General features: G+C 67.0%; 21 protein-coding genes. 9 read left to right on the top strand and 12 right to left on the bottom strand.

Features of this window, described 5'->3' with window-relative positions; genetic code table 11:
* Positions 1-14 precede the first annotated feature (14 nt).
* Complete coding sequence (locus ABD743_RS09855; RefSeq protein WP_344720964.1) at positions 15-857, bottom strand: MBL fold metallo-hydrolase; 843 nt, start codon at positions 855-857, stop codon at positions 15-17.
* Positions 858-1,314: 457 nt separating this feature from the next.
* On the opposite strand from ABD743_RS09855, the gene ABD743_RS09850 reads away from it, so the two are divergent.
* The 3 genes from ABD743_RS09850 (at position 1,315) to ABD743_RS09840 (ending at position 5,424) form a co-directional block, all read left to right on the top strand.
* A complete protein-coding gene (locus ABD743_RS09850; protein WP_344720962.1) occupies positions 1,315-2,703 on the top strand; it encodes an FAD/NAD(P)-binding protein in 1,389 nt (462 codons plus the stop codon).
* Between the two features lie 40 nt (positions 2,704-2,743).
* On the top strand, positions 2,744-4,171 hold the full coding sequence (locus ABD743_RS09845; protein WP_344720960.1) for an MFS transporter: 1,428 nt from the start codon (positions 2,744-2,746) through the stop codon (positions 4,169-4,171).
* A gap of 191 nt (positions 4,172-4,362) precedes the next feature.
* Positions 4,363-5,424, top strand: coding sequence for a GlxA family transcriptional regulator (locus tag ABD743_RS09840; protein ID WP_344720958.1), 1,062 nt, complete (start codon positions 4,363-4,365; stop codon positions 5,422-5,424).
* Between the two features lie 367 nt (positions 5,425-5,791).
* On the opposite strand, the gene ABD743_RS09835 is transcribed toward ABD743_RS09840, so the two are convergent.
* Both ABD743_RS09835 and ABD743_RS09830 read right to left on the bottom strand, forming a co-directional pair.
* The gene (locus ABD743_RS09835) at positions 5,792-6,061 is read right to left on the bottom strand and encodes a hypothetical protein (protein WP_344720956.1); all 270 of its coding nucleotides are present in this window, start codon (positions 6,059-6,061) and stop codon (positions 5,792-5,794) included.
* A gap of 69 nt (positions 6,062-6,130) precedes the next feature.
* On the bottom strand, positions 6,131-7,033 hold the full coding sequence (locus ABD743_RS09830) for a LysR family transcriptional regulator (RefSeq protein ID WP_344720954.1): 903 nt from the start codon (positions 7,031-7,033) through the stop codon (positions 6,131-6,133).
* A gap of 76 nt (positions 7,034-7,109) precedes the next feature.
* Between ABD743_RS09830 and ABD743_RS09825 the strand changes: the two genes are divergently transcribed.
* Positions 7,110-8,186 carry a 1-aminocyclopropane-1-carboxylate deaminase/D-cysteine desulfhydrase gene (locus tag ABD743_RS09825; protein WP_344720952.1) on the top strand — a complete coding sequence of 359 codons (1,077 nt, stop codon included), beginning with the start codon at positions 7,110-7,112 and terminating at the stop codon, positions 8,184-8,186.
* Positions 8,187-8,201: 15 nt separating this feature from the next.
* On the opposite strand, the gene ABD743_RS09820 is transcribed toward ABD743_RS09825, so the two are convergent.
* Positions 8,202-9,581 carry an MFS transporter gene (locus ABD743_RS09820; RefSeq protein ID WP_344720950.1) on the bottom strand — a complete coding sequence of 460 codons (1,380 nt, stop codon included), beginning with the start codon at positions 9,579-9,581 and terminating at the stop codon, positions 8,202-8,204.
* 144 nt (positions 9,582-9,725) lie between these two features.
* Between ABD743_RS09820 and ABD743_RS09815 the strand changes: the two genes are divergently transcribed.
* Entirely contained in the window at positions 9,726-10,655 is a 930-nt protein-coding gene (locus ABD743_RS09815; RefSeq protein ID WP_344720948.1) for a LysR family transcriptional regulator, read from the top strand.
* Positions 10,656-10,675: 20 nt separating this feature from the next.
* Here ABD743_RS09815 and ABD743_RS09810 read toward each other — a convergent pair whose 3' ends face one another.
* From ABD743_RS09810 to ABD743_RS09795, 4 genes are all read right to left on the bottom strand, one after another.
* The gene (locus ABD743_RS09810) at positions 10,676-11,470 is read right to left on the bottom strand and encodes an aldehyde dehydrogenase family protein (protein WP_344720946.1); all 795 of its coding nucleotides are present in this window, start codon (positions 11,468-11,470) and stop codon (positions 10,676-10,678) included.
* 34 nt (positions 11,471-11,504) lie between these two features.
* On the bottom strand, positions 11,505-11,939 hold the full coding sequence (locus ABD743_RS09805; protein ID WP_344720944.1) for a hypothetical protein: 435 nt from the start codon (positions 11,937-11,939) through the stop codon (positions 11,505-11,507).
* A gap of 198 nt (positions 11,940-12,137) precedes the next feature.
* Positions 12,138-12,680 (bottom strand): carboxymuconolactone decarboxylase family protein, encoded by a 543-nt coding sequence (locus ABD743_RS09800; protein ID WP_344720942.1) that lies wholly within the window; start codon positions 12,678-12,680, stop codon positions 12,138-12,140.
* Positions 12,668-12,946: an isocitrate lyase/phosphoenolpyruvate mutase family protein gene (locus tag ABD743_RS09795; protein ID WP_344721434.1), complete on the bottom strand. Its 279-nt coding sequence runs from the start codon at positions 12,944-12,946 to the stop codon at positions 12,668-12,670. The genes ABD743_RS09800 and ABD743_RS09795 overlap by 13 nt, the downstream gene beginning before the upstream one ends.
* 475 nt (positions 12,947-13,421) lie before the next feature.
* Here ABD743_RS09795 and ABD743_RS09790 point away from each other — a divergent pair, with 475 nt between their 5' ends.
* Positions 13,422-14,606, top strand: a complete 1,185-nt coding sequence (locus ABD743_RS09790; protein WP_344720940.1) for an MFS transporter — start codon at positions 13,422-13,424, stop codon at positions 14,604-14,606.
* Between the two features lie 228 nt (positions 14,607-14,834).
* Here the strand turns inward: ABD743_RS09790 and ABD743_RS09785 are convergent, their stop codons facing one another.
* The 3 genes from ABD743_RS09785 to ABD743_RS09775 all read right to left on the bottom strand — a co-directional run bounded on the left by ABD743_RS09785 (position 14,835) and on the right by ABD743_RS09775 (position 19,150).
* Complete coding sequence (locus tag ABD743_RS09785) at positions 14,835-16,193, bottom strand: UbiD family decarboxylase (protein ID WP_344720938.1); 1,359 nt, start codon at positions 16,191-16,193, stop codon at positions 14,835-14,837.
* A gap of 63 nt (positions 16,194-16,256) precedes the next feature.
* Positions 16,257-18,092 (bottom strand): asparagine synthase (glutamine-hydrolyzing), encoded by a 1,836-nt coding sequence (asnB, locus tag ABD743_RS09780; RefSeq protein WP_344721432.1) that lies wholly within the window; start codon positions 18,090-18,092, stop codon positions 16,257-16,259.
* A gap of 161 nt (positions 18,093-18,253) precedes the next feature.
* Positions 18,254-19,150, bottom strand: coding sequence for a polysaccharide deacetylase family protein (locus ABD743_RS09775; protein WP_344720936.1), 897 nt, complete (start codon positions 19,148-19,150; stop codon positions 18,254-18,256).
* Between the two features lie 377 nt (positions 19,151-19,527).
* Here ABD743_RS09775 and ABD743_RS09770 point away from each other — a divergent pair, with 377 nt between their 5' ends.
* Positions 19,528-20,226 (top strand): DJ-1/PfpI family protein, encoded by a 699-nt coding sequence (locus ABD743_RS09770; RefSeq protein ID WP_344720935.1) that lies wholly within the window; start codon positions 19,528-19,530, stop codon positions 20,224-20,226.
* A 32-nt stretch (positions 20,227-20,258) separates the two neighbouring features.
* Entirely contained in the window at positions 20,259-20,516 is a 258-nt protein-coding gene (locus ABD743_RS09765) for a helix-turn-helix domain-containing protein (protein ID WP_344720933.1), read from the top strand.
* Positions 20,517-20,563: 47 nt separating this feature from the next.
* On the opposite strand, the gene ABD743_RS09760 is transcribed toward ABD743_RS09765, so the two are convergent.
* The gene (locus tag ABD743_RS09760) at positions 20,564-21,949 is read right to left on the bottom strand and encodes an amidohydrolase family protein (protein ID WP_344720931.1); all 1,386 of its coding nucleotides are present in this window, start codon (positions 21,947-21,949) and stop codon (positions 20,564-20,566) included.
* A gap of 269 nt (positions 21,950-22,218) precedes the next feature.
* Here ABD743_RS09760 and ABD743_RS09755 point away from each other — a divergent pair, with 269 nt between their 5' ends.
* Positions 22,219-23,088, top strand: a complete 870-nt coding sequence (locus ABD743_RS09755) for an alpha/beta fold hydrolase (protein ID WP_344720929.1) — start codon at positions 22,219-22,221, stop codon at positions 23,086-23,088.
* The last annotated feature ends 175 nt before the right edge of the window (positions 23,089-23,263 follow it).

The following is a 23,263-nucleotide window of genomic DNA, read 5'->3' as shown; positions in this document are numbered from 1 at the left end:
TCCGGTCCGGGCCATCACACATCAGCGGGCGGCCGAGGCTCCGCAGCCACCGTGACGGTCTCGCCTGCCTCGAGCATGAGCAGTCGGTCCCTCAGCCCGCGGCGCGCGAATGCCGGAGGGATCGCACTCGACTCCTGCGTGAGGTGCTTCCAACCCTCCAGATGGATCGGGATCACCGTCGGGGCGCCGAGGATCTCGGCCGCCTGGGCGACCTGGTCAGCGCTGAAGGTGAGGTAGGCGTCCATCACCGGACTGCGTGCGTGTCCGCCGAAGATGATCGCGATGTCGACAGGACCCGCGTGATCGGCGACATCGCGGACCACCGCGAGCGCGGCGTTGTCACCGCTCACGTAGACGGTCGGCAACCCGACGCCGGACAGAACGAACCCACGGACTTCTCCGGTCAGGTGCTCGGTGCCCGCGGGCCCGTGCTGAGCCGGCACTCCCGTGATCCGCAGCTCCCCACCGTCCGGCCGGCGCAGGACGTGGCTGCGCCACAGCGGCAGTTCACAGGTGACACCGCCGAGTCGCTCCGCCGCGCCCGCGGTGCTGAGCACCAGCGGCACATCGTCGAGGAACCGCCGTCCGGCGTCGTCGAGGTTGTCCGGATGCTGGTCATGAGACAGCAGCACCACGTCCACCCGGCCGATCTCGTCGGCCGGCACCGCAGGCCCGGTCGTCTTGACCAGGTTCCGCTCCCCGACCGGGTGGTCGCCGGGAGGGTCGAACGTGGGATCGGTGATCAGCCGCATTCCGCCGATTTCGATCACTGCCGTGGGGCCACCGACCAACTGGACCGTGATCGATGCGCTGACGTCCGCGAGGACCGACGGATCAGATGAGGGCGACACAGTCATAGCTTGATGCTGCCTCGACGACGACGCCGGGCGTGAGCGGCCGGGAAGCTGATTACCGATCGATTCCAGCCACGTCGAGCCGTTTTCCGCCAGGGTGCCCGACCGGCAGCCTTGTCGTCCACGTCGGGTAGGGCAGAACCAGTCACGGCTGGCCGGAATCAATCGAAAGTCAGCCTGGATTTCGCTCACGGTGAACTGGATTCGCGGCGCACTGTCGAGGTATGAGTGCGTCGTCAGCACGGGCGGGAACACCACCGTGCACCTGACGCCCTGCAGATCGGGAGTAATCCCGGCGGAAGGTACGTCAGGCTGTCGGGGTGAGCGGGAAACTCCCCATTTGTTTGTTCAGCCTCCCTGGAAGATCTGGATGCGGTCATGGTCGCCCGCTGCAGCAGCACCATAAATCGATGTTGCGAGCCGACGTGCACTGTCAGGCCCGCGGAAGATGGAGTGCAGTGTGAGTGGCACCGTGAACGTGCAGGCAACTGTGGCGATCGTCGGCGGGGGCGCGAGCGGGACCCTCAGCGCACTTCACCTGCTGCGCACCAGCAACGACCCCGACCTCCGAATCACGCTGTTCGAGCCCGACCCCCGCCGAAGGCACCTTGGCGTCGCCTACGGCACGACCGATCCCCGGCATCTGCTCAACCTCCGCGCACAGATCATGAGCGCATTCCCCGACGAACCCGACCACTTCGCGAACTGGGCCCGGCGCGCCGAACGCGGGTGGACACCCACCGACTTCCTGCCACGCATGGTCTACGGCGACTACCTGCAAGACCTGATCACCCAGTTCGGCGGCCACCGACTGACCACCGTCGCCGCCACGGTCCAGGACATCGAGCCCCACGGCGGTGGCTTCGAGATCACGACCGACAGCGGAACCTCCCAGGCCAGGAACGTCGTGCTCGCCTACGGCGTCTCCGCTCCCGGCCGGCTGGCCACGGCACACGGCCCGGTTCCCGACGCCTCGTGGCACCTGCAGAACCCGTGGGATCTCGGAGCCCTCGCCCACCTGCCCGACGACGCCACCGTCGTCCTCGCCGGCAGCGGCCTCACCGCCGTCGACGCGGCCATCACCCTCCTCGAGGACGCACCTCAGCGGCGGGTGGCGATGGTCAGCCGCCACGGCGAACTCCCCCGAACCCACCTCGAACACGTACTGCCCGACTGGCCCACCGCGATCCCGTCGGGCCCACTGACCGCAGACGGAGTCGCCGAACTGGTCTATGACCAGATCGGCGCAGCCCAACGCCGTGGTGTCGACTGGCGTGCAGTCGTCGACGGCTTGCGCTCACAGTCCCAGTCGATCTGGCGTCGCTTCGACCAAGCCCAGCGCCGGCGTTTCCTCACCACTTACGTCCACACCTGGCACGTGCATCGCAACCGGATGGCCCCCCAGGTCGCCGCCCGGATCACGGCCTACCGCGACACCGGGCGACTCACCCTCCATTCCGGCGGAATCCGCCACGTCGACGATCTCGCCACCCGCTGCCGCGTGCATCTCGCCAACACCACGCTCGAAGCCGACGCACTCGTCAACTGCACAGGCCCCCTCAGCGACATCACGATGACCACCAACCCGCTCCTGCGAGCCCTGCTCGACCACGGCACCATCACCCCCGACCCACTCGGACTCGGCGTGGCCTGCACCGAAAGCGGTGAACTCCTCGACGGCCACGGCGCGGTCGTCCTCGGTGTGTACACCCTCGGCCCACCCAGCAGGGCCACCGCCTGGGACGCCATGTCCGTCCCCGAAATCCGGAACCAGGCCGCCCGGCTCGCCGCGCACATCACCAGCACCAGTGCAGTAAGCCATGCCGCGATGCCCGTCGCGGGACAATGAAAGCGCAGAACGAGCCGACCGTGATCGGCAGACCCATCAGATGAGCGAGTCCGAATTCGGGCAGCGTCGTAAGTCGGCGATTCTGGCCATCTCCTGCATGGGGGTGTTCGTCGTCGGCTTGGACAACACCATCATCAACCTCGCCCTGCCCTCGATCGGCCGAGAACTGCAGGCCTCGGTGTCGAACCTGCAGTGGGTGATCGACGCCTACACCGTCGTGCTCGCGAGCCTGCTCCTGCTCGCCGGTTCGGTCGGGGACCGGATCGGCAGGAAGCGCGTCTTCCGGACCGGCCTGGTCCTGTTCGGCCTGGGGTCGCTGCTGTGCAGCATCGCCCCGAGCATCCAGCTACTGATCGTGTTCCGGATGTTGCAGGCCGTGGGCGGGTCGATGCTGAACCCCTCCTCGGTGTCGATCATCACGAACACGTTCCGCGAACGCGGAGAGCGGGCCAGGGCCATCGGCATCTGGGGTTCCGTGGCGGGGCTGAGCTGGGCGCTCGGGCCGGTTCTCGGCGGCCTGCTGGTGGACGTTGCCGGCTGGCGGTCGGTGTTCTGGATCAACACGCCGATCGCGTTGGTCGCCGTGGTACTCGTGGCGCGGTTCGTGCCGGAGTCCCGCGCAGACCGACCGCGGTCACTCGACCCGATCGGGCAGCTGCTGGTGATCGCACTGCTCGCCACGGTGACCTACGCGATCATCGAGGCGCCGCAGCTCGGCATCCGCTCGCCATGGATCATCGGCTGTGCGGTTGTGGCGGTCGTGTCGGCGATCGCGTTCGTCCGCTACGAGAAGCGCACGAACGAGCCCCTGCTGAACATGGGCTTCTTCGCGAGTGCGCCCTTCAGCGGTGCCGCGCTCATCGCAGTGGGCTCATACGGCACCGTTGCGGGGTTCCTCTTCCTCAATGCGCTCTACCTGCAGGAGACACGAGGGTTCTCCCCGCTGTCCGCCGGCCTGCTCACTCTGCCGGCGGCAATCATGATCGCGCTGCTGGCTCCCATGTCGGGACGAGTCGGGGGGAACCATCCACGCATCCCCGTCACGGTCGGGACGCTGGCGATGGCGGTGAGCTCGTTCCTGCTCGCGCAGCTGACTGAGCACTCGCCACTCTGGCAGGTGACCGGCGCCTATGCCGTGTTCGGGCTCGGCTTCGGATTCATCAACCCTGCGATCACCAATGGGGCCGTCTCGGGGATGCCTCCGTCGCAGGCGGGAGTCGCGGCGGCGGTGGCGTCCGCGGGACGACAGGTCGGCGCGACGCTGGGCGTGGCGGTGCTCGGCTCGGTGGTGACCGCGCGGATCGTCGGGCCGGTATCGACCGGCTTCGTCTCAGCTGCGCATCTCGGCTGGTTGATCATGGCCGCGGCCGGCCTGGGGCTGTTCGCGGTCGGGTTGTTGACCACGGGCCGTTGGGCACTGCGCACCGTTCAGGTGTTCGACGAGCCGCTGACCGTCCGAGCGGAGTAGTAAATTGCGGACGTGCATTAGGTCTGACGACCTCGGTCACGCGCATCACCAGCCCGGCAGGCTCATTGCAGCGTGATCTTCCGTTTCGAGCGTGGCAACTTCCGCCCTTGCGGTCGAGGACTCCGGCAAAGGGCATAGTTGTGTGGTGCGGACCGAGCCTCGCTCGGGCGAAATGATGTTCGGAGGACTCGATGACTCGTGACCGAGCCACCATTGCAGTGGTGATGTTCGACGGGGCACCCATGTTCGAGATGTCGGTGCCGATCAGTGTCTTCGGGGTCGATCGCACGGCCAACGGGGCGCCGCGGTTCAACCTCCTTTCGGTGCACGGCGATCCCGGTGTGCTCACCACCACCGGTGGCATCCAACTCAAGGTTCCCAACGGTCTGGAAGCACTGCAGCACGCCGGGATCGTGATCGTTCCGTCGTGGCGCAACTCCGGGGAACTCCCGCCAGAGCCCATGCTGCGGGCGCTGCAAGAGGCGCACGACGACGGTGCGCTGATCGTGGGACTGTGCATGGGTGCGTTCGTCCTGGCAGCCGCTGGGCTGCTCGACGGCCGACGCGCAGCGACCCACTGGTATCACGCCCCGGTCCTCGCAGCCATGTGCCCCCAGGTCACGGTCGACCCGACCGTTCTGTACGAGGACGACGGTGACGTTGTCACCAGCGCCGGCACAGCCGCCGGCCTCGACGCCTGCCTGCACGTCGTGCGCCGGTTCTGGGGAGCGGATGCAGCCACGGCCATCGCCCGCCGAATGGTCGTGCCGCCCCACCGAAGCGGAGGCCAGGCCCAGTACATCCGCCAGCCCATCCCCGATATCTCCACGGATGACGACCTCGGCAAGGTGATGACCTACGCCCTGGAACACCTCGACGAGACCCTCGACGTCGAATCCCTGGCCGCCCGAGCGCACCTCAGTCGACGCACCTTCGACCGACAGTTCCGGGCAGCGACCGGCATCTCCCCCCTTCAATGGCTGCTCCACCAACGCATTCTGCGCGCGCAACAATTACTTGAACACACCGCCCTGCCAGTCGACGCCATCGCCCGACAGGTCGGCTTCTCCGCTGCCGTTTCCCTGCGTCCGGCGTTTCGTCGGGTCGTCGGCGTCAGCCCGCAGGACTACCGCACCACCTTCCGAGCGAAGGAAACCAACCACAGTCGGCCGAGACCGACCGACGATCACCCGCAGGACAGCTGCTGCACCACGGATCGCGTGGAAGATCGCGCGCCGTCAACAGGGCCCTGATCCCGGCGAAGCCGATCACTGCTGCCTTCTCCATAAAGCGCGACCACGAATAGAAGGAGAAACGCGGCCCTAGGTCTGGTTGTCGGGATGGTGGCCTTGCCTTGTTGAGCATCGCCTCGCGGGCGCCAACGCGGATCGGAGCAGTCGAGGGGTCGGTCCGCCAGGCCCTCACCCGCTGGCGACAACGTCAGCAAGGCCATCTTCCGGGCAACTTGGCCCGCTGCTGCAGCAGCTATTCGGGCCGCGGTCGGACCAACTCTCACCACCGCCTCGCTGAAGGTCCTCTCCCGTCGAACGCCGGCTCGTCGGTCACGACATCGAGGTTGAGGACGCTCCAACACCGGCAGCAGGTAGGCATCAGCTGCACTCAGTCGCTTGCCGTCAACGATCGTGTGAACTCCGCCCAGCCGAACCCTTCCTCCACGCCGCTGTCGATGTCATCCACCACGCGGTGGCCGACCTGCCGTGCCGCCTCCAGCGCGACCTGCGACAACGGGTGCGGCGCAGCGTTCGTCCCCAGCCGCACCCGACAGCCGCGGAGTACACGACCCGCCGTACCGGCACTGACGATGACGAAGTCGTACGACTGTGAATGATTCTTCATCAAACGATCTCCATGCAGATCGGACTGAATCAATCCTCGGTCGGTCGCTCGCCCTGCTCATCGCATTGCTCTGTCTTGGATTTCGAGGATCGGTGCGGTATTTCAGAGTTCCGCCGCTGCCTCCCGCAGGTACATCTCCAGTCGCTTGATCGATGCGGTCACGCCTCTCGTATCGAGCCGGCAGGTGTAGAGACGACGGACGAGTGTGGGTTGCCGGATGGGCAGAACCACGACGCTCGGCGGAGCGTCCAACACCAACAACCGCGGCAACAGCGCGACGCCGAGACCCGCCGCGGCGAGATTGAGCGCAGTGCGGAAGTCCATGCCATCGAAGTCCAGACGATGTCCGCTTCCCCGGTCGCCGTCGACGGGTGACGCTGCCAGGTCGCGGAAGTCGACCGCGGTGTTGATCCATGCGTCCGACGGCAGGTCGGCTGGGGTGACACCGCCAGCTCCGGCCAGGGGATGACCGACGGGAAGGACGACCATGATCGGATCGTCCATGAGGTGTTCTTGCATGAGCCCGGCGGGCACTGGCCCGGGAGCGTGTTCGTAGTCGAAGGTGATGGCCAGGTCGATCTCTCCCCGGAACAGCAGCGCATGGGTTTCGCGCTGCTCCAGTTCACGGAGTGTGATGTGAACTGCCGGATGGGTCGCACGTAGGCGTGCGAGCGCGGGAGGGACGATGGAGGCTGCCGCCGAGATGAACGCGCCGAGCCGCACCTCGCCGCCGGTTCCGTCCGCGAGCGCCGCGAGCTCGGTGGCAGCGCGACTCATCGACATGCTGATCGCGGCCTCGGTGTCGAGAAGGACCTGCCCGGCCTCGGTCGCACGGACGGGCCGCCGGACCACGACTCGCGCACCGACCCGTCGTTCCAGTTCCGCAACCTGCTGCGAGACCGCGGACTGGGTGTAGCCCAGCTCGTCCGCGGCAGCGGCGAACGAGCCGAGCCGCACGACAGCCGCAAGGGTCACCAGATGCCGCGGATCGAACGACCAAGACATGAAGTTAAGGATAGCTTATCGACCAAGAAGATATCATTGCTTGCACTAATCCAGAGGCGTGGCCGACGCTGGACGCATGGACTTCACGCAATTCGACACCGCGATCAACAAACTCCCCCGACGGCGGGTCGGGTTCTACCCCACTCCGTTCCACGCCTTGCCCAACCTGTCGGCGGCGTGCGGGATCAACCTCTTCATGAAGCGCGAGGACCTGGCAGGCCCCAGTGCGATCAGCGGAAGCAAGATGCGCCTGGCCGAGTTCATCCTGGGGCGGGCCCTTGAGAACGGAGTGACCCACGTCATCACCCAGGGCGAATACCTGACCAACTCGGGTCTGCAGTTCGCCGCCGCCTGCCTGAGCGTAGGAATCACGCCGATCCTGGTTCTGACGCGGAACGTAGCCCGGCATGGTGAGCTCGGCGAGTTCCGCGGCAACTATCTGCTCAACAAGACGATGGGTGTCGAAACCCACGTCATCAACGTCAGCGGCAACGTCTGGCATTCTCCGGACGAGGCTGCGCGGATCACCGACGCCATTGCCATGTGCAAGGCCGAACTGGAAGCACAGGGGCACGAGGTCCTCGTTGTCGGGACCGGTGGTGCGCACCCCGACGGCTTCGTCGCGCACGCCCTGACGTTCCGGGAGATGCTTGAACAGTCCGATGCCGCTGGGGTCGAACTCGACTACGTTTACCACACGATCGGCACCGGGACCGCGCTGCCGGGGATGCTGGCAGCCAAGCTGAGTCTGGGACACCCGGTGAAGTTTCGGTCGATCTCCATCCAGAGGTTCAACGACGGAGACCGGATGAACCCCGGCGTGATTGTCGAACGGACCAAGGCGGTTCTGGCCATCTTGGGCGCGCCCGTACCCGACGACGCGACGATCCGCGCCGAGATCGACATCGACCAGCGCTTCATCGGCGAGAACTACGCCGTCGCGTCCGCCGAAAGCACAGCAGCCATCCGCGAGCTGGCCCGAGCAGAGGGCGTCTTCGTCGGCCCCGTCTACACCGGCAAGGGACTCGCAGGATTGCTCGACCACGCCCGCAGCGGGCGGATCCCCGTCGACAGCAACGTCGCGTTCCTGCACACCGGAGATACCGGCAACCTGTTCGAAATCCCCCAAGTCGTCGGCCACATCGCCGACTGAGCCCGCAGCCTATGATCACCGAGGTCGCCTAGTGGGGCCACCGATCGCGGTGAGGGTGACGATGACGGCGATCAGGTAGCCGGTAGCGGCGAGGATCATGGGCAGCCGCAGGTGCGGCAGGTCCGGGCCTGCCGCACCGGACCGCTGCAACGCGGTGCTGCCGAGCAGGGCGATGCCGAGCGCTCCTCCGGCCTGGCGCGCGGCGTTGAGGGTGGCGGCGCCGAGTCCGTTCCACTGCGGCCGGAGCCCGGCCAGCGCGACCCCGGTCATCGCGGGCATGCACAGGCCGACACAGCCCGTGATCGCGCCGAAGACCGCCAGCGCCACCGTCCCCGAGTGGTCGCCGCAGGCGGCCAGCAGGCACGTGCCGAGCAGCCCGCCGGACAGCCCGAGCGCCATGGGCAGCCGGGGGCCGAACCTGCTGGTGACGCGACCGGAGAACAGGGCGCCGAGCGCGGTCACCGCGGTCAGCGGCAGCAGTGCCACGCCGGTGACCGCGGCGGACTCGCGCAGCGTTCGCTCCAGAAAGATGGTGATGCAGAACAGCACGCCGTAGAGACCGAAATTGAACAGCAGCCCGACTCCGGTCGCGCCGCTGAATGCCATGCTCCTGAACAATGCCGGCGGCAGCATCGGCTCGCTGACACGCTGCTCGGCCACCACGAAGCAGGCTCCCAGTGCCACGGCGACGGCCAGCAGGCCCAGCACGAGCGGCGAGCTCCAGCCCAGCGTCGACGTCATGGTCAGCGACGCGGTCAACGCGACAAGGGAGGCGACGGCGAGCAGCTGGCCACGCAGATCGGGCCGGGTCGCGGCGTGGCGCGGTATCTCCGCGGTGCGCGCGGCGACGAGGGCTATCGACACCGCGGAAACCGGCACCACCACGAGGAAGATCGAGCGCCAGCCCAGCGCCGCGACCAGCCATCCGCCCATCACCGGGCCGGCGGTCAGGCCGATGCCCGAGACACCGCCCCAGATACCCAGCGCACGGGCCCTGGCGACGGGTTCCGGGTAGCGGTGCGCGATCAGGGCCAGCGAGCACGGCACCACCGCTGCCGCGCCGATCCCCTGCACGGCCCGCGCCGTGACCAGCGTGGTCGCGTTGGGCGCCGCCGCGCATACGGCGCTGGACACCGCGAACAGCGCGGCGCCGCCCTGGTAGACGCGGCGCGCCCCCCAGCGGTCGCCGAGGCTGCCCGCAGTCAGCATCAAGGCTGCGAACGCCACGGTGTAGGCGTTGAGCACCCACTGCAGGGTGATCACCGATGCTCCCAGGCCCCTGGTGATGTCTCCGGTCGCGACGTTCACCGCGGTGGCGTCGAACAGGACCAGGAAGAAGCCGAGGCAGATTCCGGTCAGCGCGAGCCCGCCGCCGCGCTCGGGGCGGGTCGGCATACTCGGGTGAGAATGTGCAGTAGCCATCGAGATTCATTATGGCTACGGAAAAATACCTGCTAAATGCGAAGTATTTTCAGATAGGGTTCGGAAAAGTCGAAGGCTGGACGTGCCTTGGACGTATCACCAAGACAGGGGCTGTCAGTGGACCTCATCGATCTCGACCTCGTGACGGCGGTCGCGGAGACAGGAAGTATCACGCACGGCGCGGCCCGCGCCCGGCTGTCCCTGCCCTCGGCCAGCGGGCGCATCCGCAGCCTGGAGCACACCCTGGGCGTGACGCTCTTCGACCGTGGCCGCCGCGGAGTCGCCCTCACGCCGGCAGGACAAGTGCTGCTCCGCCATGCCAGGTCCGTGTGCCACGCGATCGGCCAACTGCGCACGGAACTGGACGAGTACGCGCAGGGACACGGCGCCACCGTCCGCGTCCAGGCCAACACCGCCGCCACTGAGAGCCTCATGCCCGCCGTCGCCGTTTCGTTTCTCGCCCAGTACCCGCACGCCCGCATCGACCTGGAGGAACGCCCGAGCCACCGCATCATCGCGGCCGTGGCCGAACGCCGCGCCGATATCGGAATCGTCGCCGACTCCGTCGAACTCGGGCAGCTGGAAACCCGGGTGGTCCGCCCGGATCCGCTGGTAGTCGTCACCCTCCCTGACGACCCGCTGGCCCGCCTGCCCCGGGTCCCGTACGCCGACGTGCTCGGCCGCGCGTTCGTCGGCCTGAACGTCGCCAACCCGTTGCAAGAGCACCTGGAGACGCACGCCCAGCCGCTGGGCACCCAGCCGAGGTATCGCGTCCGGCTGCCCAGCATCGACGCGGCCTGTCGCGCCGTGGCCGGGGGAATCGGCATCGCCATCCTGCCCTGGTACAGCGTGCGGCGCCGGCTCACCAGCGGCACCCTGGCCGCCATCCCCCTGGCCGAACCATGGGCGGACCGGCGGCTGGTCGCCTGCTTCACCAGCGACCGCGATCTCTCGGACACGGCCCGCGCGCTCCGCGACCACCTCCTGGCCCACGCCGACGACAAAGACGACATGGACGAACCGCCATCAGGCGGCGAGTGGGGGTAGGAATGCTCGCAGGGCCGGTGTCATGCCGGGAGCCGCAGCGGTCCGCCGGGCCGAGTCGCTGTCCATTCCCTGATGCGCCCGGCCAGCGAGTCCGTCCATCCGGGCGGACGGATGACCGGGGAACGGCAGCGGTGCCCGGTCAAAGCGATCCTGTCGATTCGCGAATGGGTGACCACGTAGGCACCGAGTGCGGGAATGCCGGGCACGATGTTGAGCGCTCCGGCCGGCAGCCTGGACTCGACAGCTGCCTCGGCGAGCAGGAAGTGGTCGAGGAGGAAGTCGTCGAAGACCACCTCGGAGTACGGCGTCACCACGACAGTCGGCTTGACCACCACCGGGCAACCCGCCGCCAGCGCCGGACAGATCGTGATGAACCCCTGCATCTGCGGGAAGCTCCACGGCACGACCACCCCGACCACCCCGATCGGCCCGCGAGCCGGGCAGACGTGCTCGACGGCGTGGAGGTTGTCGATGACGTCGGCGCATCCGCGCAGCCACTGTGCCGGTGAGGCCGCCCCGGGCGGCTGTGGCGCCGCCGGTCCCAGGCCGCCGCGGGCGAACTCGGCCCTGCGCTCGTCGACGGCGTCGGCGAAGCCGCGCAGCGCCTCCGCCCGCGCGGCCGGGGCGAGCCGGGCCCACCCGGCAGGACCGTCGAACGCACGCCGGGCGGCGTCCACCGCGGCATCGACGTCGGCGCTCTGCGCCAGCGGCATCGTGCCGATCGGCCCGCTGTCCGTCGAGACGATCGTGATCGTCTGAACGCTGCTCGGTGTCGCCGAGACACCGTCGATGTAGAGGTTGTCGTAGTACCGCATTCCTAGCCCTGTCCCGATCGGATTTCGCACATCGTCAATCGGGCAGCGTGGCCTCACCGCGGAGCCACCGACGCAGAAGTTCTTTGCGCACTTCTCCGGCGGGGTTTCCGGGCAGGGCGGGAAGGACCTCGGCCCGGCTCGGGTGGTGTTCTGGTGGGCTATCCCGACCCCGACGGTGAGCTGGCGTGCGCCGTGATCCGACGTCATCGACGTCGGGATCGCTCGCCGGCGTCGCCTCGACGTCGCTGACCGGGATCATGCAGGCGCCGCCGATCCGGTCGGCCACGCGGCCGAGCAGCCGGATGCCACCGCGGCTGTCCGGGACGGCGAGGTCGCCGGTGTCGTACCTGCCACCGTCGTTGTGCGCGACGAGGTTCAGCTCTACAGGAGCTGCCTGGTAAGGACAGCGACGCGCCGATTCGGTCGTCCGCGGGCGCGACGTCACGCGGAAGGTGTGCGTGTTGGGCACCGGCGGGAGCGCCGCCGACGGTGATCGGGAGTGGCGTCGGGGGGTGCCCGGAAAGCAGCCGCGGCGAGCAGCGGGGCCGCCGCTGCGAGCAGCGCGGCGAGCTTGGCCGCGGCCGCGGCCTCGGGTCTTTCCAGGGACCAAGTTGGACGTGCAGAGCGAGCGGGTAACGCCGCTCGCGCGCGGTTGGCCGGCTAGTGATCAGGCGACGGTGGCCTCCGACTCGGGAAAGTCGATTTCGGTCTCAGCGACGTTGTTAATAAAGTTGGTCAAGAGAAACTGGACAGAGAGGGCTATTATCTCGATAATCTGGGGATCGGTGTAACCGGCATCGCGCACGCTAGCGAGATCGGCGTCCGTAACCTTCCCGCGCGTCTCGGTCACTCGTTTGGCAAACTGCGCTGCTGCCGCGCGCTTCGGGTCGCTCGAGCTACCTTCCCGGGCGAGTGCGATCTCCGCGGCCGGCATCTTACCGAAGGTACCTGCGACATGGCTGTGCGCTGAGACGCAATAGGCACATGCGTTGACCTCCGAGACTGCCAGCGAGATGTAGTGGCGAGTCGTGGCATCCAGGGTCTTGGAGAGCTCGCGCTGTAGACCAGTGACACCGGTGAGCACAGCCGGGCTGGATGCCATGAGTCGGTAGCCGTTCGGCATGAAGCCCAGTTGCTTGCCGATGGCGTCGAGTACCCCGTGGGTGGTCTCCGGAGCCTCATCACGGGTGGGAATGTTCAGGCGAGGCATGAATGGTCCTCCTTCTTGGCTGCACAAGGAAACAAGGCAATTTGCCCGTTTGTCGTTCTTTCGGTTCGACTTCCGAAGTTGTCGGCCGCGGCGCGCGCTGTCGCCAGTACGTCCTCGACGCTCAGCTGGTTTTCGTCCGGAACTCCGGCCGACCAGTACAAGGCCCCGCTCGACGTGGCAATCGCCGTGGCCCCGGCAGCCGCGATCATGTGCGCACTCCCGGCGTCCCACACGTTGGCCGGCACCAGCGGGGCTTGCGCGTGCAGTGCATCGAATCGTTCCGCTCCTGCTTCATTTGCCCCTTCTTTCTTTGTGGAGGTGGATCTGGCTCCGGTTGGCCCGCCAGGCGCGGCACTGCAGTGAACTGGCCACGGAGTCCTAGCGGGCTATCGACGCTGATAGGGCGCACCGGTACCAGGCTCGGCGCGATGTCGCTGGTGGCTCGCCCGCGCGCATTCCCGTTGGTATGCGTCGGCCCGGTCCCACCGGCCTGCGGTCCGGCCGGACGCCGCAGTCCAGTCCACACCAAGCTAACCAGGCTGAACTCCTTAGTCCAGTATTCACAGGTTGAAGTCCGATACTCGCTAGACCGTTTCGCACCTATCATCCGATTCATCTCGGTCACTTGTCGCTGACAGGGCATCACTGGTTGACGGTTGTGCGTAGCTGGCTCCCAAAGTGGAGTTAGCACTGCTCAGGCGCTGGACTCAACAGTCCTAATTAAGCGTTAAGCTGGCCCGCATGAGATCAGGTCCGAGGCGGCCGGCGCCGTGGATGCGTGTCGCGGTCGCGATGCTCGCCGTCGGCTGGGGTGCGAACCAGTTCTCCTCGCTCCTGCTCGTCTACCGCAGCGCCTCACACCTGCCCGACACGTTCGTCTCGCTGGCGTTCGCCACCTACGCGCTCGGGCTGATTCCGGCGCTGCTGGCCGGCGCAGCCCTCGCCGACCGCGTGGACCGGCGCCTGCCACTGCGACTCGCCGTGGTGCTCATCGGGGTCGGAACGCTGCTGCTGGCCGCCGGTTCGGAGACCTCCTGGTTGCTGCTGGCGGGACGATTCGTCTCCGGCGTCGCCTCCGGCGCCGCCCTCGCTCCGGGCAGCGCATGGATCGCCGAACTCTCCCACCAGGACGGGCCGGGCGTCGGCGCGCGGCGCTCGACCATCGCCCTCTCGATCGGTTTCGGCTTGGGGCCTCTGGTCACCGGGTTGATCGCTCAATGGGCGCCCCTGCCGGAGCTCACCCCCTACTCGGTGCACATCGTCCTCACGGTGATCGCGCTGCTGGCGGTATGGAACGTGCCGGACAAGCCCGGGGTGACCCGGACCCGACTATCGAGCCGCCGCGCCGAGATCCGCGCCACCCTGCTCTCCCCCGCGTTTCTGCGCACCACCCCGGCCACGGCCCCCTGGGTGTACGGCACTGCAAGCACCGCCTTGGCGATCGCCCCGAACATCCTCACCATCCCCGGCTTCGGCGTGGTGGTCAGCGGCACCGCGGCAGGGCTGACCCTCGGCGCCGGCGTCGCGATCCAACCCCTGGCCAAGCACTTGGACCGCAAACGCCCTGGCCAAGCCCCCCGCACGGGATTGATCCTGGCCACCATCGGCCTGCTGATCGCAGCGGCAGCGTTCGAGGTCCACATCGTGTGGCTGATCGCACCGATCGCGCTTGCGCTCGGCGGTGCCTACGGGCTGCTGCTGGTGTCCGGCCTCAGGCGGGTCGAAGACCTCGCCCACCCCGACGACCGGGCCGCGGTCAACGCGTTCTTCTACGCACTCACCTACGTCGGCTTCGCGGCCCCACTCGTCTTCTCCGAACTGACTGCACACCAGCTCAGCCCGTCCGCCCTGATGATCGGCGGCGCCGTCATCGCCGCGGCGACATCGGCTCTCCGACAACGGCCCGCGGAGCCCGACCCGCTGTAGTCACCCGCGGCTGTGTACGAGATCGCCCTTTCAGGTGGCGGCCGTGCTGGGCGTGACGGTGCGCAGGAACAGGGCCTGATCGATCTGGCCGAGGAAGGTGCCGTCGATCGGGAAACTTCAATGCGCCAGATGGCAGTCCACTTGCCTCAGTCAAGATGACGACTCCCAGGTCACGAGCTGCTGGCGTTGCCAGATTCGCTGAGCCAGGACACCGGCGTGCGCCGGACATCAGAGTCCCAGCGCGGCCACATGGGCCCACACACGCGCGGGGTCACCCGGCGTGACGCGCATACGCCGGTATCTCTCGCCGTCCACTGTGGGGGCCGTGGGCACGGTGGCGTCGATACCGAGTTTGGCCGTCATCGCGCCTTGCGCGGACGGATCGAGGCTGCTGCCCTTGGCATTCGGGACGACGAGCAGGTCGCGGTCGGCCTGCACGCGCGTGGCGACCGCCCACGCGACCTGCTCGTCGTCGAGCACATCGATGTCGTCGTCGACGACCGTGACCTGCTTGACCGTCTCTGCCGTGAGGAACAGCGTCAGGATCGCCGTGGTGACCGCACCCGGCGCCCGGTTGCGGAGCGCGACCACCGCCGTCAACCGGCAGGAACCCGATTCCGGCAGCCGCAGTCCCACGACGTCCAGGCCGGCCCCGCGCAGCGCGCGGGTGCACAGCGCCTCGCGCGGAACACCGCCTGCGTACAGATGCTCTCGTCCGCCGGAAAGGATCGTCTGGAAGAGCGCGTTGTCGCGATGCCACCCTTCGATCAGCTCGATGACTGGCGCAGGCGCCGCAGGCCCGTAGGTGTGGGGGTACTCGCCGAACGGGCCCTCGTCTGCGCGTCGCCCGGCCCGGAATCGGCCCTCCAGCACGACCTCGGCGCGTGCCGGGACCAGCGCGTCGACGGTTGGAGCGGGCACCAGCTCGATCGGTGTGGGGGCGAGCGCGCCGGCGACCGCATAATCGTCGAGACCGCGTTCGGCGGGAGCCTGGCTGGCCAGCACCAGCACTGGATGGACCCCGATGACAAGCGCGACATCGAGGTCCTCGCCGGCGGCTTCGGCCTCGGAGAGGATGCGCCGTAGCCGACAAGGCAGCACCAGTACCCGCAACTCACGCTCCCCCACGGCCAGCATCCTGTTGATCGACAGGTTCATCCGACCCCTCATCGGGTCTCGTACCGCCAGCAGCGCCGAAGTCAGGTAACGGCCCGCGTCGTGCTCGTGCTGCCGCACCAGCGGCAGCACCGAGAGCAAACCCTCACCGTCGAACCGGTTCGCCAGCACCGGTGCATCAGCGGCGTCGACCTGCGGGCAGGCACCCGGCCAATCCAGTGCCGCGGCGAAGCGTTCGGCCACATCGCCGGGTTCGCAGTTGAGCGCGAGCCCGAGGTGTTCGTGAGTCGGAATCGTGTTGCCGACCAGGGGGAACCGGGCACCGACCACGTCCTCGAACAGAACGGCGCGGGCGCCGTCGGCACGTTCGAGTACCGCGGCGATCTCCTGATCAGGCTCGATCGACGCCGCAAGGCGCGCGAGGTCACCGCGCAACTCGAGCAGATCAAGCCACGACCGGAGATCGCTCATCACCACACCGTCCTCTTTGTCACCGAATCTCCACGCTCACCACCTGACAACCGATTCGATCGATCAGATTTTCAACGTCGGGTTGTACAGATCGAGCCAGATGGCCAGGTCAATGGTCCGTTCCAGGCTTCGGCGGACGCTCGGGCGCGCAGGCCCGTCATCCGCTACCGCGTTGGTCAACCATTCCTGGTCAACCAGCTCGACAACCGGATGCCGTGAGCCGAGCACGTAGTCGCGACAGATTCCGCGAAGCTTGGCCACGTAGGTCGGGTCCTGGGTAGCCGGGTAGTTCGCCTTCGTGCGGCCCAGCACCGAGCTGGGCAGACGGTCAGCCGCTGCCCCTCGTAGCAGAGACTTCTCCCTGCCGTCATAAGTCTTGAGCGACCACGGAACGTTGTAGAGGTACTCGACCAGCCGGTGATCGCAGAAGGGAACCCGCACCTCCAGACCGACCGCCATGGACAGCCGGTCCTTGCGATCCAGCAGCAGGCGAAGGAATCGGGTCAGGTAGAGATGGCTCATCTGGCGCATCCGATAGTTGTGATCATCATCGTGGTCCAGACGTGGAACCTCTGCGACCGCACTCTCATACGTGTCCTGGATGTAGTCAGGCAATTCCAGTGCGGTCCGCAGACCAGCATCGAGTGTTTCGGCATCGACGCCCCTCATGGGCGTCACGTCGGTCAACCAGGGAAAAGTGCGGGCCTGCTGCGCCTCTCGACTGAAGAACTCCCGATAGCCACCGAAGACCTCGTCGGCCGACTCCCCCGACAGCGCAACCGTGGAACGGGCCCGGATCTCCCGGAACAGCAGATACATCGAGGTGTCCATGTCCCCGAGCCCCTGCGGGATATCTCGGGACCGCACGACCGCGGCTCGGACCTCGAGGTCGGTCAGTGCGTCGGGATCCAGCAGGATGTCCTGGTGCTCGGTGCCGGCGTGAGCGGAAACCGCGTGTGCGAACGGGGTGTCCGGAGCATCACGGGCGGCGTCGGCAACGAAGCGCTCCGTCTGGCCGGCGTAGTCGACGGAGAAGCTGCGGACGGTCTCGTCGTCACACGCCAGCTGGGAAGCGGCGATCTCGGTGATGACGGAGGAGTCGAGACCTCCGGACAGCAGGGTGCAGCGCGGCACGTCCGACACCAATTGACGGGCGACGATGTCCTCGAGCAGTTCCCGGACGTGGACGACGGTGGCGTCTCGCGAATCGGTGTGCTCCCGAGTGGGCAAGCTCCAATAGCGCACGGCCCGGGTGCCACCTCGCTGAACGGTGACCACGCAGCCAGGCTCGACCTCACGCATGCCCTCCCACACGGCCGCAGCGGGCGACTTGGTCTGGCTGAACATGTCGCGTAAGCCGTCCAGACCCACGACATGCTCCGCAAGCGGGTTGGCGAGGATGGCCTTGGGCTCCGACCCGAACAGCACACCGTCCTCGGTTTCGTAGTAGTAGAGCGGCTTGACGCCCATCCGGTCGCGGATCATGACCAGTCGTTGAACCCGGGCGTCCCACACGGCGAATGCGTACATCCCGTTCAGCCGCTCCGCCGAGGCGATACCCCATTCCAGGTAGGCGCGCAGCACGACCTCGGTGTCCGAATGAGTCATGAAATAATGACCCCGAGCGGCGAGCGCATCACGAAGCTCTCTGAAATTGTAAGCCTCGCCGGAGTAGACGAGCACCACCGAGCCGTCGGAAGTTTCTTCGACCATCGGTTGCCGACCGCCCGCCAGGTCGATGACGGACAGGCGCCGGTGCCCTAGAGCAGCGTGGTCGCTCAGCCACGTGCCCCGATCATCAGGGCCTCGACATGCCAACGTATCGGCCATCGCATCGACGGTGTCCGGTTCGTTGCGCAGATCAGCGCCGAACGCCACCCAACCCACGATTCCACACACGGAAACCCCCAAGCCTTTGGTTTTCGGGACGAAGACACGAGAGAAGCGCAAAAGAACCCGGATTTCATACGGGTGCGACTACCGGGGCCTGATGCCAGAAGAAGGGATGCCACCTGCCCTGCGGGCAGTCCGCCCACGGGCTGCTTCTGCCTCGTCGTGATCTATGCCGCCGGCCCGGGAAGGCCGTGAACGTTCGCCGGACCCCGGTCCAGCACCGGAGTGCGGTCCCGAGTCTCCAGCGCCCAGTCGGCAACCTCGTCTTTGCGGGCGAACCATACCGCCGGCTTGCTCGTGGCGTAGGCCAGGAAGCGGTTCAGCACACGGACACGGTTGGCGTGGCCCGAGATGCGGTCGTGCAGGCTGATCACCATCATCCGTCGACGGGTAGCGCCCTCCTCGTACAACTGGTCGAACTCGTCTCTCAGCGCCTGCTCGTAGGCGGCTGGATTCCATCCATCGAGGGGAAATGAGACAATGTCGTTCATATGAAAGGTGTAGGGAACGGTGACGAAGTCGCCGTTCTTGAGCGGCACGATGAACGGTTCGTCACGGCTGGGCTCGTCGAGATGGTAGGTGAAACCAAGGCCCTGGAGGATGTCCAGGGTGCTGACACTGTTGCGCACCCAGTACGCACTCCATCCCCTGGGCGTCTGCCCGGTCGCCCGCTCGATGCTTGCGACGTTGTCCGCAATGAAGCGGCGCTCGGCCTCGGGATCCAAGTTGTAACTCGGCTCCCACGTCCTGCCGTGGGCCGCCGCTTCGTGTCCACGGCGGACGATCTCCTGCGCCAGATCCGGCGCTTTGTCGACCGCCTGGCCGATCATGAAGGCGCTCAACTTGACGTTGTATCTGTCCATCAGGTCGAGAAGACGCGGAGTTCCCTCGTAGATGCCGTACTGGAAGACGCCGTTGGTCGGCATGTCGGGAAGGTCGCGCTCAATGGGATCAGGAATGACACCGCCGGCACCGGAGATGGGCTGCCCGCCGCCTTCGAACATCAATGAGAAGCTGACCGCCAAGCGAGCGTTGTTCGGCCAGAACGGCGCTTCGTTCGCCATGGATCTCTCCGGTGTAGAAGAAGTAGAGCGAGCAAGGTTCGACCAGAATAACCGAGCAGGCCGACAAACTCAGGGCAAGCCCAGCAGGGTTCGTAGCGGCCGGCGATCGCCGCTGATTATGTCTGCGCGCAGCTGATGATCTGACCATACGGGGCCTGCACCTACCGTCGTGACACTTGCGGGGGCCACGTATCGATCAATTCCGGCCGTTCCGTTCTACTCCAACTGGCGGACGCTGCTCGTACAGCCGCCCTTGCCTGTTCGAACTCGACAACACCAGGATCGGGCATAGTGGTGTGGTGGGGTGTGGATCACGCCACTCCAGCCCGCGATGTTCGGAGGATCCGGTGACTCGTGACAAAGCCACCATCGCAGTGGTGATGTTCGACCGAGCATCCATGTTCGAAATGTCGGTGCCGGTCAGCGTCTTCGGCGTCGATCGCACATCGTTCGGGGCGCCGCGGTTCACCCTTCTGCCGGTTGCCGCAGATCCCGGCGTGCTCGCCACCACCGGCGGCATTCGGCTCCACGCACCGAACGGTCTCGAAGCACTGGAAAAGGCCGGGATTGTCATCATCCCGTCGTGGCGGGACGCCAAGGAACGCCCGCCGGATCTGTTGCTGCGAGCGCTGAGGGAGGCGCACGAGGGCAACGCGCTGATCGTGGGGCTCTGCATGGGAGCCTTCGTCCTAGCGGCAGCCGGGTTGCTCGATGGGCGGCGAGCCGCGATGCACTGGTACTACGCGCCGTCGCTGGCGGCGATGTATCCGAATGTCACCGTCGACTCGACGGTGCTCTACGAGGACGACGGCGACATCGTCACCAGTGCCGGGACGGCCGCGGGACTCGACGCCTGTCTGCACGTCGTACGCCGGCTCTGGGGGGCCGAAGCAGCAACGGCGATCGCCCGCATGATGATCGTGCCGCCACAGCGGACCGGGGAGCAGGCACAGTACATCGAACAGCCGATCCCTGGCGTGCCGGCAAACGATGCACTCGGCAAGGGATGGCATATGCCCTGGAACATCTCGACGAGGCATTCGACGTCGAGATGCTGGCAGGCCAGGCGCACCTGAGCCGACGGACGTTCGACCGGAAGTTTCGCGCGGTGACCGGCATCTCGCCCCTGCAGTGGTTGCTGCACCAGCGGATCCTGCGGGCCCAGCGGTTACTGGAGAACACCGAACTGTCGGTCGACGTCATCGCGCGACAGGTTGGCTTCGCCGCTGCGGTCTCACTGCGTCCGGCGTTTCGTCGGATTGTCGGAATGAGCGCGCAGGACTACCGCGCCGCGTTTCGCGCGAGAACACTTCGTCAGAGCCGCCGCGAATCGATCGAAGAGCCGTCGGAATGTGGCTCCGAGTGATGCATCGGGTGCCATCGCCAGGGTTCGCCCTCCACATTTACGCCTAATCAGATATTCGCCTGTGCGGCGATATGGACCGGGTCGAGGTCAGCGGCGCGCATGCTGCGCACGGCGGCGGTGGCCACGTCGCGCAGCAGAGCGGCCTCGTCGATCTGCTGAAAGCGCCGGTCTCGCAAGATCAGCCTGCCGTCCACGACGACGTCGCGCACGTCGCTTCCGCGGGCGCTGTACACCAGCGCCGCCTCGAGGTCGGCGGCCGGCGTGAGATGCGGCTGGGACAGGTCGATGGTGATCAGATCTGCACGCTTGCCGACCTCGAGCGACCCGATCTCGTGATCGAGGCCTATTGCGCGCGCACCCTCGATGGTCGCCATGGCCAGCACGCGACTGCGCCCGAGGGCGGTCGGATCGTCGGTCGCCGTCTTCGCCGTGGCGCAGGCGTATTTCATGGACTCGAACAGGTCTTGGCCACAGTTGGCGGCCGGCCCGTTGGTGCCCAGACCGCAGGTCAGGCCGGCGTCGAGGAACGGCTTGATCGACGGGAAGCCGGTGCCCCAGAACAGGCGCGTCTGTGGATCGAACACGACGGGCGTGCGGCTCTCGGCGAGCAACTCGATCTCGGTGTCGGAGATGTCGGACACCGCTGCGGCCTGCGTGGCCGGACCCAGGCATCCGGCACGGTGCAGCAGCTCGACATTTCGCCAGGGCTGCGGATGATGCCGGGCGATCATCCGGTTGAACGCTGGAGACTCGGCGACATGCATGTGCATCCCGAGCTCGAGCCGGTCGGCAAGCGCGCGTGAACGCCGCATCTCCTCCACGTCAACGACCCAGGGCAGCAGCGGCCCCAGCGACAGGCGCAGCCGGCCGTCCTCCGCACCATGCCAGCGCGCCGCGAGGTCGGCGACGGCCCGATCCTGCTCGTCGATCGACTCCACGAAATCTGCGGCCTGGTTGCGCGACTGATGGGCACGGGCCAAGATCGCGCGCACGCCGCTGTCGCGCATCGCTCGGAATGCCGTTTCCTCGGGCACTTCGTTCGGCCGACGCGGAAAGAAGAAGTTCTCGACGAGCGTGGTGTTGCCATTGCGGAGGTTCTCGAGGCATCCGAGCAGCTCGGCAAGATAGAGCGCACCCTGGTCGGTTGCGCGCATCAGCGCCATCCCGATCTCGAGCCAGTCGAGCAACCTCTGTTCCACGCCGATGGTGCGACCCAAAGTCATGCACAAATGTGTATGACAATTGACGAGCCCGGGCATCACCAGCTTCCCACCGGCGTCGATCACCTCTGCATTGTGGTCGACGGGGACGCCGACCGCGGGGCCGACGTAGGCAATGCGCCGATCTTTGACCAGCACAGCGCCGTCAGCAATGACGTCCCGAGCGTGATTCATGGTCAACAAGGTGGCCGGCCGGATCAGCAGCGCACTCACTGCTCCGCCCTGACCACAGCGCGAATGGTCATCGTGTTCCGCGCCGCGACTTCGACCTGCCCCGATGGCGCAAACCTGCTCGGCACATGAGTGCTGATGATGTACCCATGCCTTGAGAATGCCCCGCGCCTCCGGCACACGGTGAGCGATATTCGAGATCATCTTCGATCGGTTCCGGCCAGGCGTGATACGTATCTCTCAGCAGACCTCGGGGAGAGATACCTGAGGCGCTCCTCGAACTCCGCGACCCGGTAGAAGGACACCTACGCATGAATCGCTCGCAACCCGTCGACTCGTTCACCATCGCCTACCACGACACCGGGCCCGCCGACGCAGCATCTGTCGTGCTGCTGCACGGTTGGCCGGGCGACTCGCACGACTATCGGGCGGTGGTGCCGCTGCTGGCCAACCGATACCGCGTGGTCGTTCCCGACCTGCGCGGTTTCGGCGCCTCCGATCGGCACCTCGTCGACCCGGACACCCACTACAGCCCGTCTGCTCAAGCGCGGAGCGTCGCCGGGCTGATCGACCAACTGGATCTCGGCGCGCCCGTCGTCGGCGGATACGACGTCGGCAGCCGCGTCGCGCAGACCCTGGCAACGGAGCATCCCGACAAGGTCCGGGGACTGGTGCTCTCCCCACCGCTGCCCGGGATCGGCGAGCGATGGCTCGCTCCCGACATCGTTCCCGAGCTGTGGTACCTCTACTTGCACCGGTCACCGCTCAGCGTCCGGTTCATCGACGGCCAGCGCGACAAGGTGCACGCCTACCTGCACTACTGCTGGGGGCACTGGTCGGGCCCTGACTTCGTCGTCGACGGGCCAGAGTTCGAGCGGCTCGTCGACGACTACGCGCGCCCCGGCGCCTTCGAGGCCTCCACGAACTGGTATCGCGTTGGGCCGGGCTATGTGGCCCGCAGTCTGGCCGAGACGCCGCCCGACCGCGCGAGTCGGATCAGCCGGCCCACCCACGTGCTGTGGCCGGAGCACGACCCGCTGTTTCCCCGTGCGTGGTCCGACCGACTCGACGAGTTCTTCGCCGACGTCCACCTGCACCCCGTTGACGGCATCGGCCACTTCACCCCTCTCGAGGCGCCGGCGGAGTTCGCCCGACTCATCGACCTGCACGGACAGGGCTGAGCCATCGGCATTGAAACGCACGATTGCGTCCGGGCAGAGATCGCCCACGGGCGTAGGCGCGCTTCGCCATCAGTCGTCTCATCCTCTGGTTGCTGCGCAGGGCGGAAGAGACTTGGCCAGCTCGCGATGACATTGCGGAGCCAGCCTGCCTGGTAGTCCGATCACAGGTACTCGA

Origin of the sequence: Pseudonocardia yunnanensis, from assembly GCF_039534065.1 — a bacterium.
Taxonomy (GTDB): domain Bacteria; phylum Actinomycetota; class Actinomycetes; order Mycobacteriales; family Pseudonocardiaceae; genus Pseudonocardia; species Pseudonocardia yunnanensis.
This window is presented reverse-complemented; position numbering and strand designations above follow the sequence as displayed.